The following is a 15,586-nucleotide window of genomic DNA, read 5'->3' on the forward strand; positions in this document are numbered from 1 at the left end:
CTCCCCGCGAAGCGGATCCATGTTTGCGCAAACCTATGGCTGACCTCTATCAACGTCAAGGTCATGACGGTTAGCTTGTTAAAAGACCAGTTCAGAGGCCTAACCTCCGCTGCGACATGTTTGCGGAAACACGCATGACGGCTCCATGAGCGGCGACAGAGGACGTCGATGTACGCTGTACGCCGCTGCTACGAGGAAGGGAGAGCGCCCCGCGTGGCTCGACTACCAGGAACGGGATCGTCCGGCGGCCCGTCGATGGCGGACGTCGCCCAGCTCGCCGGTGTCTCAGGCCAGACCGTGTCGCGGGTCGTGAACGGCAACGACCGGGTGACCGCCGCCACGCGGCTCAAGGTCGAGACGGCCATGAGACAGCTCGGCTACCGCACCAACATCGCCGCGCGGGCGCTGGCCACCGGCCGCTTCCGCACGATCGGCGTGGTCATGTTCAACCTCAGCGCCGTGCTCAACGTCCGCATCCTCGAGGCCGTCGTGACCGGCGCCCAGACCCGCGGCTACTCCGTCAGCGTCGCGATGGTCGACGGCCCGACCGAGAAGGACATCCGCGCCGCCGTCCGCGGCCTCACCGACCGCGCGGTGGACGGCGTGATCGTGATCGAGGCCCGGGTGCTCGACACCCCGCACCTGCAGCTGCCCGAGGAGGTGCCGGTGGTGATCGCCGACAGCAGGGCGGCGCACCGGCACCCCACGTTCGGCATGGACGAGGCCGCCGGCACCCGCGCGGCCGTGGATCACCTGCTCGGGCTCGGCCACGCCACCGTCCACCACGTGGCCGGGCCGACCGACTCGATCCCGGCGCAGCGGCGCCGGGCCGCGTGGCAGCGGCTGCTGAAGCGGTCGGGCCGCGCCGTCCCGCCGCCCGTCGTCGGCGACTGGTCCCCGCAGTCGGGGTACGACGCCGCCCGCCGCCTGCTGGCCGCCGACGACGTGACCGCCGTCTTCGCCGCCAACGACCAGATGGCCGTGGGCGTCCTGCGGGCGGCAGCCGAGCTGGGCCGCAGGGTGCCGGAGGACCTGAGCGTCGTCGGCTTCGACGACCTCGACTTCACGCCGTTCCTGTCCCCGCCGCTGACGACCGTGCGCCAGGACCTCGCCGCGGTCGGCCGCCGCTGCCTCGAGCAGCTCATCGCGCGGATCGAGGCCCCGCAGGGGGCCGAGGCGTCCGCCTCCGCCAGCCGGTTCGTGCTGCCGGAGCTGGTGGTGCGGGCCTCCACGGCGCCGCCGCGCCGCTGACCTCGACGCCGACCTCCCCGCAGACCTCACCGCAGACCTCATCGCCCCCGTCCGTTGACAGGCCAGCCGGGTTAGCGCAAACATGAATGCGGCCAGTCGAACGACGCATCGGCCTCCCTCCGAGAGAGCAGGTCCCATGCTGCGCCGACTCTCGACCCTCGCCATGACAGCGGTTCTCGCTCTCTCGACCCTCACCCAGGCCGCCGTCGCGGAAGGAGCCGAATCCGTGGCCCACGACAAGCCGTGCGCCCGCGCGTACGGCGCTCTGGGCGCCAACTTCAACGAGAATCTCGACACCCTCGACTTCCGGGAACTGCGCGAGGCCCACGCGCGGTGGGTGTGTACGCGGCCAAGACCGTGCGGCCCCGCGGCGACCTCGCGGGACGCGGCTACTGGCTCGACAGCTTCCGCGCGCTGCGGCAGCCCTGACCCACCTGCGCGATCACCGACTAATTCTTCCGGGTTATTGACGATAAATAAGCGGCTGGGGACACTCACCCGCAGGCTGCGCACCGAACGGACCGCGCGCGGACGTGGAGGACGTGACTAGTGACTGATTTCAACGACGGATCGACCGTCAACCGACGGTCCCTGCTGGTGGGAGCCGCAGGCCTGCTGGGTGCGGCGGCACTGCCCGCGACCGCCGCGCGGGCGACCACCTCCATGAAGCGATACCCGTCGAACTGGCCCGAGCTTGCGCCCTACGGCCTCGCCGACACCCGGCTCGACCTGTGGCCGCGCGAGGACAACTCCTTCATCCTCCCGCTGGAACTCCGCCCCCGTGACAAGGAGCTGGGCCGGGTCTGGATGCGGGACACGTACGTCAACTGCTTCGTCGTGCAGGGTCGTCCCGTCTACGTCGCCACCGGCACCACCCGGGTGCCCGGGCTCGCGGGCGCCGCCCCGTGGAACGACGGCGTCTTCATGTGGGTGTCCCCGTCCCTGCGCGGGCCGTGGACGCTGGTCGACACCACCGGCATCCGTCCCGGCGCCGAGAAGGGCAAGGTCTGGTCGCCGGAGTTCGTCGAGGAGAACCGGCCCGGACGCATGGTGGTCGCTCCGTGGCAGGAATACTGGAACGACGACCAGTTCGGCAAGCGCGGCGATGTCTGGGCGCCGGAGGTGCACTACTTCCGCGGCAAGTGGTACATCGTCGCCTGCATGGGCGACCACTCGAAGAAGGTCGGCTCGTTCATGCTCGTGAGCGAGGGCGGGCCCGAAGGCCCGTACCGGCTCGTTCAGGGCAACCACGACAAACCCTTCGGCGACTCCTTCATCGGCGGGCCCGGCTTCATCCTGCCCGGCGCCTACCACCACATCGACGGCGGCCTCTACACCGAGGGCGATGACGCCTGGCTGGTGCTGCACAACAACCTGTACGCGAAGTTCCGGGACGACATGGAGGACATCGTCCCGACCACCAACCTCCCGCAGTTCCAGCAGACGCCCTACGCGCCCGAGCCGTATCTCGAAGGCGCGTACGTCTTCAAGCACGGCGGCAAGTACTTCCTGCTCCAGGCCGCCTGGAACCGATCCTCGGCCAATGCCGACGGCAGCACCCGCTACGCCTACGACCCGCCCGGCGCCGGTCGCGAGCAGTACCACTACGACGCGGTCGTCGCCGTCTCGGACACGTTCGAGGGACCGTACTCGAAGCGGTGGACCCTGGGTGTCGGCGCCGGCCACAACAACTTGTTCGTGGACCGGAGCGGCCAGCTGTGGGCGACGTTCTTCCGCAACCCCAGATTCGGCTACTGGGCCGACCCGTCACGCGTCGGCGACACGGCGGTGCCCGGGATCGTGCGGGTGGAATGGACGGGGCCGAAGGGCGACCGCCTGTACGTCCAGCGCCGGAACCACGGGCGCGCGATCAACGACTGACCCTCCGGCCGCCGGTGCCGCTCATCCGAGCTCGGTGACCGTCACCGTCGGCTCATCGATCTCCGCGTCCGTGCACGACCGGAGGATGACGTCCCATGCCCGCGGCCCGGAGCGCACGATGCTGTTGCCCCTGAAGCGAATGCCCCGGGTGCTCTTGGCGTCGAGCGCCGGGACGTCACGGAGCACGAAGAGATTTCCTTCGACGACGACGCCGCGGTGAACCGGGTACGCGGAGTCGGTCCGCGGATCGACGAAGACCGCCGGTCCACCCGGTTCGACGAACTCGTTCCCGCGGACGACCAGATCGCGTACCGGACCGGACTCCCACCATTCGGCGGCGTCTCCTGAGACGTAGACCGCGGCCATTCCCGGGCGTTCGAACCGGTTGTCCTCGATGACCACCGGACGCCGCGTGGTCACGAGGACGGCGCGCGTGGGCACGTTCCGGAAGAGGTTGCGGGCGATGTGCACGGCCGGCGTCCGGGTCACGTTCTCCACCGCGGCCCGCCCGGTGAGGTCGCCGGGAAGCTCGGCGCCGGCGGTCAGGACGACGACCCTGAGCGGGTGGGCGCGGTCCCGCCCGCTCGGCTGCCGTACGCGCTGCACCGTCGCGGTCGCGATCGGCTGGAGCGTCTCCCGCTCGACGATCTCGATCAGGTCGCCGAGCGAGAACTGCGGGAGTCCGGCCGTCTCCGGATGCGCGTACTCGAGCACCAGCGTGCGGCGATCGGGCTGCTCGGCGACGCGGAGGTAGGTGCCGTGCACATTGATCGGGTCGTCGTGCGGCCCGTCAAAGAGGCAGTCGCGAACGGCCGCGACTCCCGAGCAGCCGGAGAACTGGACGAAGTCGGCGAAACCCGCCGTGTGCCGCCCGCTGCCCGGCGGGCTTCGGAACTCGCAGCCCTCGATCGTGATGTCACGGCTCGCCTGAGCCACGACGCCGAAGCCGTGCAGGAACCGGAAACGCAGCCCGGACAACCGCACGCCGGAGCTGTCGAGCACGAGCGCGCCGGGATGATCACGTGTCGTCAGGCGCATCTCATAGACGAGACCGAGGTCGGCCGGTTCCTCGCCGCGGTCGTAGTCGATCCGGATCTCGCGGTCCCCCACCGCCGTGATCGACCGGACGTCGTCGAAGAGCGGGTTCGGCCCGCGCCGCGTGGTGTGGCCGGACGGATCATGGATCTGCGTGTACTCGAGCGCGTCACGGCCCTCCCAGGCGACGGCGCCCGAGCCGAGGGCCTCACCGTGCCAGCGGATCGAGCGTCCTTCGACGGAGAACAGCGTGACCTCGGGCACCCGGATCACCCGGTACGCCCGCCCCGCCTCGACGCCCACGTCCACGACCGTGGCGTCGACGACCGTCGGCACCGCGAAGTCGAACTCCAGTCCCTCGACGCGCACCCGCCGCGAGTCGATGATGGCGAAGGTGGTCTGGAGCCCATGAAGGAGGATGCGGGCGCCCTCCCCCGAGACGACGAGGTCGTCCATCGCCTCGACGAGCACGGCGATCGTCTTCTCGCGGTACCGCGGATCGTCCCCCACGGTGTTGGAGACGTAGAGCTCACGACGTTGAGCGCCGTCCGGCCAGAAGTGATAGTCGCCCGGCGGGAATCGGAGGACCACCGGCCCCGCCACGGCGCCGGCGGCCTGGAGGGCCGCCGCGACCGCGGGCGCGGCATCGGAGCGGCTGCCGGGAGCCGCCCCGAAGTCGGTGACGTCCAACGTCACCGGGCTCATGTCGAGGGCATCGATGAACGGGCTCGGCGCAACCGGGCGAGCCCGCCGGAAGGAATGGCCAGCGCGTGGGGCCCGGCGGCCAGAACGATGTCCCCCTCGACGACCCGCCGCCCCCTGGCGTCCCAGATCTCCAGGCCGGCGCTGACCTCGTCCCCCTCGTTCAGCAGGATCGGGGAGCTGTCGTCGGCATTCGCCACCAGCAGTTCCGTCCAGTCGCCGGCCGGAATCGCGATGGCGTGCGGCGCGTACCTCGCGACGAAGTGCCGGCCGCCGTCGTGAACGCGGGCGACCGGGTACATCAGTTCGGGGCGCTCGGGCACCAGCCGGCCGTGCAGCAGCAGGTCGCGGTGCTCGCGCCAGACACTGAGCCAGAACGTGAGCGCCTCGGACTGGCCCCCGGGAAGCCGCGTCAGGTCCACGGAGATCTGCGGCACGCCCAGCAGTGCGTTGATCAGATGATGGGCGACCCGCTCCGGGCCGTCGCCCTCGGCCCACATGATCGGGTCGCTGTGGATCGGCATGCCCGGCCGGCTCAGGCGCAGGTCGAGGATGCCGACGCGGTTCTGGACCGCGTTCAGCGGGCAGTCGCCGACGCGGATCATCGAGGCGTGCCGGCTGGGCACTGGATGAACGTACGGCTCCCGGAACTCGATCAACGGCTCGACTCCGAGCCCTCGTAGCCTGTCGACGATCTCGGATACGGTGTCGACGGCCGCGGCCACGGACCCCGGCGCCCCCTGGTCATGGAACTCCTCCAGGAAGTCGAGCTTCAGGCCGTCGGCCCCCGTCCGCGCGATGATCTCCTCCATCCGCCCGACCAGGTAGGCGCGGGTGAAGGGGTCTCGCGGGTCGAGGACCTCCGCCTCCAGTTCGAGTTTGTCGCGCAGCGTGGAAAGCCCCAGGTCGCGGGCCTTCGCCCGATAGCCCAGGAAGGGTGTGCCGATCCACCACACGGTACGCAGCCCTCGGGCGCGCAACGCCGCGACCAGGCCGGCCGCGTCGGGGAACTTGTCCTGCGTGACCTCCCAGTCGCCGCACGATCCGTATCCCCGGCCGTGCGAGTTCGTCTGCCAGCCGTCATCGACGATCACCGTGCCGAACCCCATCGCGGCCGCGCGATCGGCCTGCGCGAGCACGGTGGCGGCCGAGACGTGCTGGTGCGCGAAATACCAGGTGCACAGCACCGGGTCCTCGGCCCCCGGCGCCTCGCGATGACCTTGCTCCCCCTGGAGCCAGCGCCCCGCCTCAGGTACGGCTTCCGCGAAGGTGCCGCCGGACACGTCCAGGAGAAGCCGCACGTCGCCCGTCGTACCAGAGCCGCCGACGGCGATCTTGATCACGAAGTCGGCGGTCTCCTCCACCAGGCCGGCCAGCACCTGGGTCTCGCTGCTGCCGCTGTCGACCGCGTAGACCAGACGGGTGAGGTCGCGCGAGCCGAGCAGGGCCCCGAGCGGAATGCCCCGCAGGGCGGTCGCGTCGACCGCCGCCCCCCACGATGGCGGGATCGTCGCGTGCGGCTCGGTGCTGCCCGGGCGCCACCACGCGCCCGCATCGGTCGCGGGGATCGTCACGGTAAGACTGAGCGGCTCGCCCAGCGTGCCGAACACGACCTCGAAGACGCCGCCCCGCAGTTCGCGCACGTCACCGGGCCGGGTCGCGCGCACCAGGAGCCCCGCGCCGGAGTGATCGGCGCCCAGCGGGACAGGCTCCTCAGGCTCCGAGTGGGTCCACCCCGGTAGCCAGGCGGCACCCGTGGCAGGCAGTTCGATTTCCGTCATTTGATCCCCGTGAATGATATTCCGCCGATGATGTGACGCTGCGCGAAGAAGAAGAGAAGAACGCATGGAAGGGTCACCACCAGGGTGGTGGCCATCAGCAGTGGCGTGTTCGTGCCGTGCACGGACTGGAAACCCGCCAGGGCGAGCGGCAGCGTCTTCCACCGCTCTGTCGAAAGGTAGATCGCGGCCTGGAAGAAGTTGTTCCAGTAGGACATGAACTGCAGCACCGCGGTCGCGATGACGATGGGCCGGGAGAGCGGCAGATAAATCGAGAACCAGATGCGGAACCAGCCGGCGCCGTCGATGAGGGCGGCATCCGTCAACGCGTCCGGCAATCGCAGATAGAACTGCCGGTACAGGAAGATGAAGAACGAGGAGCCGAAAAAGGTCGGCACGATGATCGGCCACAGCGTGTCGATCATGTCGAGATTCTTGAAAAGAATGAACTGCGGGACGATCGTCACCTCCCCGGGCAGCAACATCGTCGACAGCACGATGGCGAACAGCACCCCGGAGCCCCGGACCCGGATCCGCGCGAACGCGAACCCGATGAGCGAGGACGAGAAGACCACCGCGACGACCGGGACGAGCGTGCTCAGCACCGAGTTGCGCAGGTAGGTCCAGAAGGGAAACGACCCGAGACCGTCGGAGAAGTTGGACCACTGCCACTGGATGGGCCAGAGCGACACCCCGCCCTGCGACACGCCCGCCTGCGTCCGCAGCGCGGTCGCGATCATCCAGAGGAAGGGGTAGACGAAGACGACGGACCCGACCACGAGCAGGGTGACCGCGAAGACCCTGGGCCCCAGCGGCCGAGGTCGCGCCCCCTCCGCGCTAGCTGACATGGACACGCCGCCTCCGCTCCTTCGGCCGTTGCGATTCGTAGTAGACCCAGAAGGCGCTCCCCCGGAACACCAGCGCCGTGAGCACCATGATCATGGCGAACAGGATCCAGGCCAGGGCGGACGCGTATCCCATCTGGAAGAAGGAGAACGCGTTCTGGTACAGGTACAGGACGTAGAAAAGCAGCGAGTCGGACGGGCCGCCCCCGTTGTGCGTGACCACGTAGCCCTGGGTGAAGGTCTGCATCGCGCCGATGAGACCCGTGACCACGTTGAAAAAGATGACGGGGCTCACCTGGGGAAGCGTGATGTGCCACAGCGAGTGCCAGCGCCCGGCGCCGTCGATCTCGGCCGCCTCATAGAGGTTCTTCGGTACGTCCTGCAGGCCCGCGAGATAGATGATCATGTTCCCGCCGACCGTCCAGAGGCTCATGAGAATCACCGCGGGCAGGGCCCAGCCGGCGTCGAAGAGCCACTTGGGTCCATCGACGCCGAACAGGCGCAGCAGCCCGTTGACCAGGCCGTAACTGGGATGGAAGACCCAGATGAACAGCACCGCCTGGGCCACTCCCGTCACGAGCGAGGGCAGGTACCAGATGGTCCGGAACACGTTGACCCCGCGGACCCGGACGTTCATCAGGAGCGCGACACCCAGGGAGAGCAGCGTCTGCAGGGGAACGCTCACCACGGCGTACGTCAGGGTGACCTTGATCGCCTGACCGAGCTTGGGGTCCGAGAGCGCTTCCTTGTAGTTGGCGAGCCCGGTGAACTTCGCCGGATCGATCAGGTCCCAGTCCATGAACGACAGGACCAGGGAGTACACCATCGGCCCACCCGTGAAGATCACGAAGCCGACGATCCACGGAGAGACGAAGAGCCAGAACGCGGCGGTGTTCCGCGAGATCCAGCGCGCCCGGAGGGCGCCCCACAGACCGGCGCCGATGAGGCCGAACACGATGGCCAAGATGATGACCAGGGAGAGGATGGGCCGGAGCCCCTCGTCGACGTGCAGCCGTTCGAGGAATCCCGAAAGCCCGTCCACGATGCCTGACATGCCGCGATCCCCTCTACGCGATCCGCTCGGTGATCGTCACTGCGCCGCGTCCAGCAGCTTCTGGCACTCGGCCTGAAGCTGCGGCAGCACGACGGCCGGATCCTCGGTGCCGGAGCCGATCGCGGTGCGCGAGTTCAGGTCACCTGAGAAGGCGCTCTCGATCCGCACCTTGTCCTTGACGGCGGGCGTGGTCACCGCGTTCTTGACGGCGTCGATGAAGGCCTGCAGGTTCACCTTCGGGGCGATGGACTTGAAGGCGTCGAGCGATCCCTGGATGACGGGGATGCCGAGCGCGGACTTCGTCGTCGCCAGCAGGTTCTGCGCGTCGGGGGTCGAGCTCATGAACTTCGTGAAGGTCTTCGCCGCGGCGGTCTCCGCCTCGTTCGCGTCCTTCGCGATGCCCAGGCTGTCGACCTCCATGGGCTCGCCCTTGCCGGGCAACGGCACGATGAGGAACTTCGAGGTGTCCAACGCGGCGATCTTGGCGATGTTCCACGGGCCGAAGTCGGGCAGCATCGCGACCTTGCCGTCGGCGAGCCACTGGAACATGTCCTGCCCCTGGGCGTCGGCCTGGTTGGGCGCGAAGCCGCCGGTCTTCACGGCGTCCACCACGGTCTGGGCGGCGCGGATCCCATCGGGGTTGCCCATCGTGCACTGCTTGCCGTCCGCGCTGTAGTACGAGCCGCCCTCCGCGATCAGCCAGCCGTCGTACCAAAGGGGCGCGGAGCCGTAGACCTTCTTCGGGCCCGATCCCGACGTCAGTTTCTTGGCCGCGGCCACGAAGTCCGCGGTCGTCATCGGCGTCGCGCCGGACGGGACGGCGACGCCGGCCTTGTCGAAGGCGTCCTTGCTGATGGCCATGACCTTGCTCTTCGCGACGAAGGGCACCGCGTAGTCGGCCCCGCCGAACGTCCCCGCCCGCTGGACGGCCGGCGAGTAGTAGACGCTCTTGTCGACCTCGACCTTCTGGAAAGCGTTGGCGAAGCTCGGCAGCGAGGTGTCGGAGATCTCCGCCACGGTCGGGGCGCCGCCGCCGGCGATCGACGTCTGGAGCTTCTGCTCGTAGTCGCTCTGGATCCAGTTGGGCTCGACCTTGATCGTCGGGTTGGCCTTCTCGAACGCCGCGATCATCGCCTTCATGGTGGCGGCCTCGTCGGTGGTCCCCCAGAAGGCGTAGCTGATCGTGGTGGTCCCGGCCGAGGCTGCTCCATCACCGCTCTCACTGCTACACGCGGCGAGCGCGAGGAACGAGGCGGCGGTGACGGCGGCGAGTGCCTTTCGGTGCAAGGGGGGTCTCCTTTTGTCAGTGATCTATCGCTGCCCGCGAAGCACGACGACGCTGCCGTCGGCACTTGCGCGTACGCGTGAACCGTTCGGCACGTCAACCGTGGTGACGTGCCCGTCATCCCAGGTGGAGGTCCAGGTCACGCCTGGTCCGCCGGTCACCTGGAACTCGGTGGCCTCCCTGGCCTCGTGCCGCAGCCCGACGACGGAGGCACCGACGGGAACTTCGTCCACCTCGATCCACTCCCCGGCCGGAAGATGCGAGCGGGTGTGGACGACGCCCCCCTGGGCGCCCGGCTCCAGCCCGGTCAGGCCGACCACGATGTGGGCGACGTGCGTGAAGGGGACCTCGGGATAGTCCGCCCTGGAGCCCGCGAGGTAGCGCATCCACCGCAGCGCCTCGTCGTCCCACCCGTACCGGAAGAAGGCCTCCGGAAGGTAGGTGAAAGCCTCGATATTGAACGGCGGCGTCGCCGCGAGGCCAGATCGGAGGAAGTCGAGATGCGCGCTCGAGCGCTGGTCGTCGCGCATGATCCCCTTGAGCGCGGGGAACCAGGTGCTCTCCAGCCGGAACCCGCCGACCGGTCCGTCGGCGGTGAAGCCCGCGGTGTAGTGCTGGTCGCCGGGCAACCACCATGACGTCGAGAAGTGCTCGTCCAGTTGCTCGGCCCGCGCACGATTCCACGCGGCGAACTCCTCGTCGAAGGTGATGGAGCCGAGCGCCAGGTGCGCCGCCCATTGGCTGGCGATCCCGTCGGCGGCCACCAGGAGGTGCGGGGGCCGCTCCCCCTCGTTGTAGGTCGCCGTTCCGCGGAAGATGTCCCCGCTGCCGCCTTCGCCCGCGACACCCGTCCCGAGGGGATCATGGGCGTCGACGAACGACGTCATCGTGTTGCGCACGAACGCCGCGATCTCCGGAGCGAGCAGGAATCGGTCGTCCGCCGTCCAGCGATATTGCTCGACCGCCTTCTCGACGAGTTCGAATGGCGCCGGGATCTCTCGTACGAAGTCGTCATCCGAGTGGTAGTCGATGGCGGCCGGCGTGCCGTCGAAGTCGAACGCCCACAACGGATACCAGCCGCGGGCGCCGTTCGACGATCCGGCGAAATGCCGGAGCATCGAAAGGTTCTCCGCGTCCAGTCCCAGCAGATGCGCGCCGAGCATTTGGTGGGCGAGGTCTCGCGAATAGAACATCGGCCGGTCCGTCAAACCGGCCCAGTAACTCGGGAGATATCTCGGGTCCCGTCCGGTCTGAACCCACTCACGCGAACGATGTGACGCCCAAATGAAAGATTCGACAAGATCGTGCATGCTCGAATCAACTCGAAGATGCCATGGTGGGTGGTTTTGACCGGACCGTGCGACCTGCGCCGCAGGTGGTGACTGCCTCGTCATGAAAAGCGAGTGTTACATACACGTCATAAACACGTCAACAGTAGGGCAACGCAGTGCGTTACAAGACGGCCACACGCTCAAGGAGCCCGCGTCGCGAAGGACAGGGCGGGCCCATCGTGGGCTCGGCAGCCCGTCATGGTGGCAGGCAGCCCCCATGGTCTGGGCAGCCATCAGCGGAGGACACACCCCGCGAGCAGGTACGATCGCCGATGCCGTCACACTGGCGGCATCGGGCGAATCCGGTGAATCAGGCGATCAGCGAGCGGCAGCGGACCAGCCCGCTGAGCCGCGATCGGCGACTATCTATGCGCGCGGGGCGGCCGTCGAGCCACGAATGATCAGCTCGGGGTCGAACATCAGCTCCCCCGCCGGCACCGGCCGCCTGTTGACCAGATGCACCATGGTGGCGGAGATCGCCTGCGCGATCCGCTCGATCGGCTGCCGGACCGTCGTCAGGGGCGGATCGACGAATCCCATGATCTGGGAGTCGTCGTAGCCGACGACGGACACATCGCCCGGCACGGACAGACCGCGCCGGCCCGCCGTACGAATCGCACCCAGGGCCATGTAGTCACTCGCGGCGACGATCGCGGTCGCACCCTGGTCGAGCAGGGTCTCGGCGGCCGACATTCCGCCCTCGACGCTGTAGACCTGACGCGCGACGAGTCGCCGCGGGTCATCCACGCCGCGTGAGCTCATCGCCTCGACGAAACCGTCGAGGCGCCGCTCGCTGGGCCGGTTGCCCACCGGGCCGACGATCATGCCGATGTCGCGGTGGCCGAGGTTCCACAGGTGCTCGACGGCCAGCGCCGCCGCCACTTTGTCATTCGTGGAGAAGCTGGGGGCCGGGAGGCCCTCGATCGCGCCGTTCATCGAGACGAACGGGATCTGCCGTTCCTGCAGCAGCCGGTACGGCGCCGGGTCCACGCCGATCAGGGTGTTACTCGCCGAGGCGAAGACCGCGCCCGCGATGCCCAGATCCATGGTGGAGGTGATGAAGTCGATCTCCTGCAACCCGCCCACCGTCGTGGAGCACACGACGGCCTTGAACCCCTGAGGCGCCAACGCCGACTCGATCAGCTCGCAGAGCCGTCCGAAGAAGGGCTGGGCGAGGCCAGGGGTCAGGACGATGACGAGCTGACTCTGCCCGCCGCGGTCGTATCCCAGCTCGCGGATCGCGTCCTCCACGACACGGCGCGTGCCGGCGGCGACCACACCCCGACGGTTGAGCACACGGCTGACGGTCGCTTCGCTGACCCCGGCACGAGCGGCGACGTCACTGATTCCGACCTTGGCCATAGCTCCCTTTTGATCGATACGGACGACGCGTGATGTCACTATACGGCCAGACCTACTGCGCGGGCAGTTCAGTAACACCGCGGCGATGGAGTCGATCCTGGACCTGCCGTGACAACGTGGCGGCTGACCGGGCAGAGAGGGATGGGCGGGCTGCTGGCCGGCCGATCTTCGCCATGGCGCGGCGACACTTTCGCCGGCGGCCGGGAACCACATGAAGACCACGTCCGCTCGGCGTCGACCATCGACTGAACACCAGGTCCACGACCGGAATGATCGGGAGGAACAACATCATGACCGCGTTCGCGCTTCCGATCCGCACCGGTGACCACCCCAAGACCGGCCCATCGGTCCCCCACGTCCAGCTCAGCCAGAACAGCCCCGATCAGCTACGGGAGCAACCCGCCGGAACGGTGCTGCTGCCACCTCGCCTCAACGCCGAGTTCGTCCACGTCCACCCCGACGGCAGCCTGCACCTTTTCCTGTCGAAGGAGGGTCAAGCAGAACTCATCGCCAAAGGCTGGGGCGAGCGCCACCCGCTCTACTCACCCACGCCGTTGACCAGGCGCCGCAGCGTGGCCGGCTCGGCCGGGCCGACCGCCCGGGGACGTCCGGTGCGGTTCTTGCCGGGCAGCATCCGTGTCCGGCTGCTGGATCGGCTCCATCAGCCGGACACGCCCGCAGCTCTGTACGGCGGTCAGTGCTTGTAGTCAGCGCTTGTATGCGGCGACGACCTCCACTTCGACGAGCCAGCCCGCGACCGGGAGGTTGGCGATCTCGATCGTCACGCGGGCCGGGCGGGCCGGGTTGACCTCCATGGGCGAGGCGGGGGGCGCGGTGCCGAGAGGGACGGGTACGGGCTGGCCGGTGGCCAGGTCCGTGTTGGCGAAGAACTGGCGGTAGGCGCGGTTCCAGCCGGTGAAGTCGGCCGACTCGGCTCCGGGAGGCTTCTCCAGGTAAGCGCGCATGGAGACGACGTCGGCCAGGCCCAGCCCAGCGGCGGAGAGGTTCGCCTTGATGCGCTTGAGCACGTTGAGTGCCTGGGCCTCGGTGATGGTGACGCCAGGGGGCAAAGTAGCGCCGGGGAAGTCGACGTAGCGCTCGGGAGAGTCGGCGGGAGCCCCGGTGTTGGCCGCCGCCGGGCCCAGGCCGCTGGCAGTGTAGGAGGCCACCTGCTTGCCGAGCGCCACGCCGTCGGCGATCGCGGGGTTGGTGGTGCCGGCCGGGAGGAAGGGCTTGACCTCCTGCGGCCGGGGCGACCAGGTGGGGTTGGCGGCGGCCGTACCGGTGCCGAGCACGAGGACGACTGCCGCGGAGAGGGCGATGGTGCGGATCTTCATGCGGAGGTGTCCTCTCAGGAGGTGCTCAAGGCGCGCTGGTGCAGCTCGGTGACGACCTTGCGGGCGGACTCCAGGGCTCCCGCCTGCCAGGCGATCATGTAGCTCAGCCAGTCCCCCGCGAAGTGCACGTGCCCGGCCGGTCTGTTGAGGAGCTGGTACGCGCCCTGCCGGGACGGCCAGCCCACCCATGCGCCCTCGATGTGCGGCTGGAGTTTCCAGGCGATGGACACCGACGAGGCCAGCTCGTCGCGATACTTCGCGCCATGGATCTTCATGCCCTGCTCGATCGCGCGGCGCTCGCGGTCCGCGTGCTTCAGCGCGGCGTACGCGTCGGCCTGGGCGCCGAAGTTGTAGTAGCCGACGACCATGCCGCGCGAGGTGCCGTACCCGTAGGAGGGATACCAGATCGTGGACAGGTCGAGGTCGGTGGCGGTGATGCCACCGTAGATGTCCTCGTCGTTCTCCCACCAGCGACGGCGGTACTCCAGGCCGATCTTGCCCGCGTTCGTGGCGGTCGGGGTGGCAAGGGCGGCCTGGACGTCCGGGCCGAGGTTGTGCGCGGTCTTGGCGAGGATGTGCGGGGGCATCGCCGCGACGCACAGGTCCGCTTTGATCTTCTGGGTACGGCCGTGGCGGTCCTGGTACTCCACCTCCACGCCGTCCGGCAAATCGGTGATCTTGGTAACTTTGGCGCGTAGCCGGATCCGCTGCCGCCCGATCTTGCCGGCGAAGGCCCGCGGGATCGCGTCCATGCCGCCCACCGGCTGGAACATCAGCATCGCCTGCTCGTAGCCGAACTCGAACGAGAACCGCTGCCCGACGCCACTCGCCAGCACCTCCGACAGCGACGGCACCGGCTCGAGCAGCGTGCCCGGCTGCTCACCCGCGCCCGGGTTCACGCTGTGGCCGCGGCGGTCGCCTCCGGAGTACTTGAATCCGCTCGCCTTGTTCCCCACCGCCCCGAAGCTCGACAGGAAGGCGATCAGCCGCTCTTTGTCCTGCGCGGTGAGCGCGGCGTCCAGCGCCCCCGCGTCGGTCGCCCGCGACAGCAACTCCGAGACATACCCGTATACGTCGGCCTTGGCGGTACGCCAACGGACAGGGGACTGCATGTTCTGGTGGTAGATGTAGGCCTGGGCGTTGGAGTTGGTGAAGACCTCCAGGTCCACGCCGAGCTCGCGGCAGTAGTCCATGGTGACCATCCACTGCGCCAGCCGGGCCGGTCCCGCATTGAGATAGACGCCGTCACTGAACTTCGCGACCTGTGAGGAGCCGTCCAGCTCGGTCACGCGGTCACCGCCGCGGATGGTCCAGTTCCGGCCGCCCACCCGGTCGAGCGCCTCCAAGATCGTGCAGTCGTAGCCCGCCTTGCCCAACTCGTACGCCGTGGCAAGACCGGCTATCCCCGCGCCGAGGATCACCACCTTCTTCGCAGACCTCCCGGTGAGCGAGAAGTCAGACTGCTGCGGCGGGTCGAAAGATTCCTTCGCGGCCGCCTCGGCGGTCGGCGCGAGGCCGAGCGTGCCCATGGTCGCGAAGAGCGCGCCTGCACCGCCGGAAACACCGACGGCGGACAGGAAATCGCGTCTGCTGTAGCCCAACACATACCTCCAAGATTTGCTGGAGGCGAGTCTTGGGAGGTTTTGTTGCCGATCGTCCGACATTGTGTTGTTTGTGGGTTTCAAGCTCATCATCGTGTTTGTAGATGAATGTGAGGTTTCCGGG

At 68.5% G+C, this 15,586-nt stretch carries 12 protein-coding genes; 3 read left to right on the top strand and 9 right to left on the bottom strand.

The window, feature by feature from the left end; translation table 11 throughout:
- Positions 1-213: 213 nt before the first annotated feature.
- Both AB0B61_RS04530 and AB0B61_RS04535 read left to right on the top strand, forming a co-directional pair.
- Positions 214-1,251, top strand: a complete 1,038-nt coding sequence (locus AB0B61_RS04530; RefSeq protein ID WP_358427909.1) for a LacI family DNA-binding transcriptional regulator — start codon at positions 214-216, stop codon at positions 1,249-1,251.
- 549 nt (positions 1,252-1,800) lie between these two features.
- Positions 1,801-3,132 (top strand): family 43 glycosylhydrolase, encoded by a 1,332-nt coding sequence (locus tag AB0B61_RS04535; RefSeq protein ID WP_358427912.1) that lies wholly within the window; start codon positions 1,801-1,803, stop codon positions 3,130-3,132.
- Positions 3,133-3,153: 21 nt separating this feature from the next.
- Here AB0B61_RS04535 and AB0B61_RS04540 read toward each other — a convergent pair whose 3' ends face one another.
- From AB0B61_RS04540 to AB0B61_RS04570, 7 genes are all read right to left on the bottom strand, one after another.
- A complete protein-coding gene (locus tag AB0B61_RS04540) occupies positions 3,154-4,863 on the bottom strand; it encodes a right-handed parallel beta-helix repeat-containing protein (protein WP_358427915.1) in 1,710 nt (569 codons plus the stop codon).
- A gap of 5 nt (positions 4,864-4,868) precedes the next feature.
- The gene (locus tag AB0B61_RS04545) at positions 4,869-6,650 is read right to left on the bottom strand and encodes an alpha-galactosidase (protein ID WP_358427918.1); all 1,782 of its coding nucleotides are present in this window, start codon (positions 6,648-6,650) and stop codon (positions 4,869-4,871) included.
- A complete protein-coding gene (locus AB0B61_RS04550; protein ID WP_358429305.1) occupies positions 6,647-7,495 on the bottom strand; it encodes a carbohydrate ABC transporter permease in 849 nt (282 codons plus the stop codon). The genes AB0B61_RS04545 and AB0B61_RS04550 overlap by 4 nt, the downstream gene beginning before the upstream one ends.
- On the bottom strand, positions 7,485-8,546 hold the full coding sequence (locus AB0B61_RS04555) for a sugar ABC transporter permease (protein WP_358427921.1): 1,062 nt from the start codon (positions 8,544-8,546) through the stop codon (positions 7,485-7,487). Before AB0B61_RS04555 ends, AB0B61_RS04550 begins: the two co-directional genes overlap by 11 nt.
- A gap of 36 nt (positions 8,547-8,582) precedes the next feature.
- Positions 8,583-9,833 carry an extracellular solute-binding protein gene (locus AB0B61_RS04560; RefSeq protein WP_358427924.1) on the bottom strand — a complete coding sequence of 417 codons (1,251 nt, stop codon included), beginning with the start codon at positions 9,831-9,833 and terminating at the stop codon, positions 8,583-8,585.
- Positions 9,834-9,857: 24 nt separating this feature from the next.
- Positions 9,858-11,024 (bottom strand): hypothetical protein, encoded by a 1,167-nt coding sequence (locus tag AB0B61_RS04565; RefSeq protein WP_358427927.1) that lies wholly within the window; start codon positions 11,022-11,024, stop codon positions 9,858-9,860.
- Positions 11,025-11,528: 504 nt separating this feature from the next.
- Positions 11,529-12,524 (bottom strand): LacI family DNA-binding transcriptional regulator, encoded by a 996-nt coding sequence (locus AB0B61_RS04570; protein ID WP_357953826.1) that lies wholly within the window; start codon positions 12,522-12,524, stop codon positions 11,529-11,531.
- Between the two features lie 290 nt (positions 12,525-12,814).
- Here AB0B61_RS04570 and AB0B61_RS04575 point away from each other — a divergent pair, with 290 nt between their 5' ends.
- Positions 12,815-13,231 carry a luciferase family protein gene (locus AB0B61_RS04575; RefSeq protein WP_358427929.1) on the top strand — a complete coding sequence of 139 codons (417 nt, stop codon included), beginning with the start codon at positions 12,815-12,817 and terminating at the stop codon, positions 13,229-13,231.
- Here the strand turns inward: AB0B61_RS04575 and AB0B61_RS04580 are convergent, their stop codons facing one another.
- Complete coding sequence (locus AB0B61_RS04580; protein WP_358427932.1) at positions 13,232-13,861, bottom strand: Rid family hydrolase; 630 nt, start codon at positions 13,859-13,861, stop codon at positions 13,232-13,234.
- A 14-nt stretch (positions 13,862-13,875) separates the two neighbouring features.
- Positions 13,876-15,462 carry a flavin monoamine oxidase family protein gene (locus AB0B61_RS04585; protein ID WP_358427935.1) on the bottom strand — a complete coding sequence of 529 codons (1,587 nt, stop codon included), beginning with the start codon at positions 15,460-15,462 and terminating at the stop codon, positions 13,876-13,878.
- Positions 15,463-15,586 lie beyond the last annotated feature (124 nt).

It is taken from the genome of Nonomuraea sp. NPDC049158 (assembly GCF_040648335.1).
In the GTDB taxonomy this organism is placed as follows: domain Bacteria; phylum Actinomycetota; class Actinomycetes; order Streptosporangiales; family Streptosporangiaceae; genus Nonomuraea.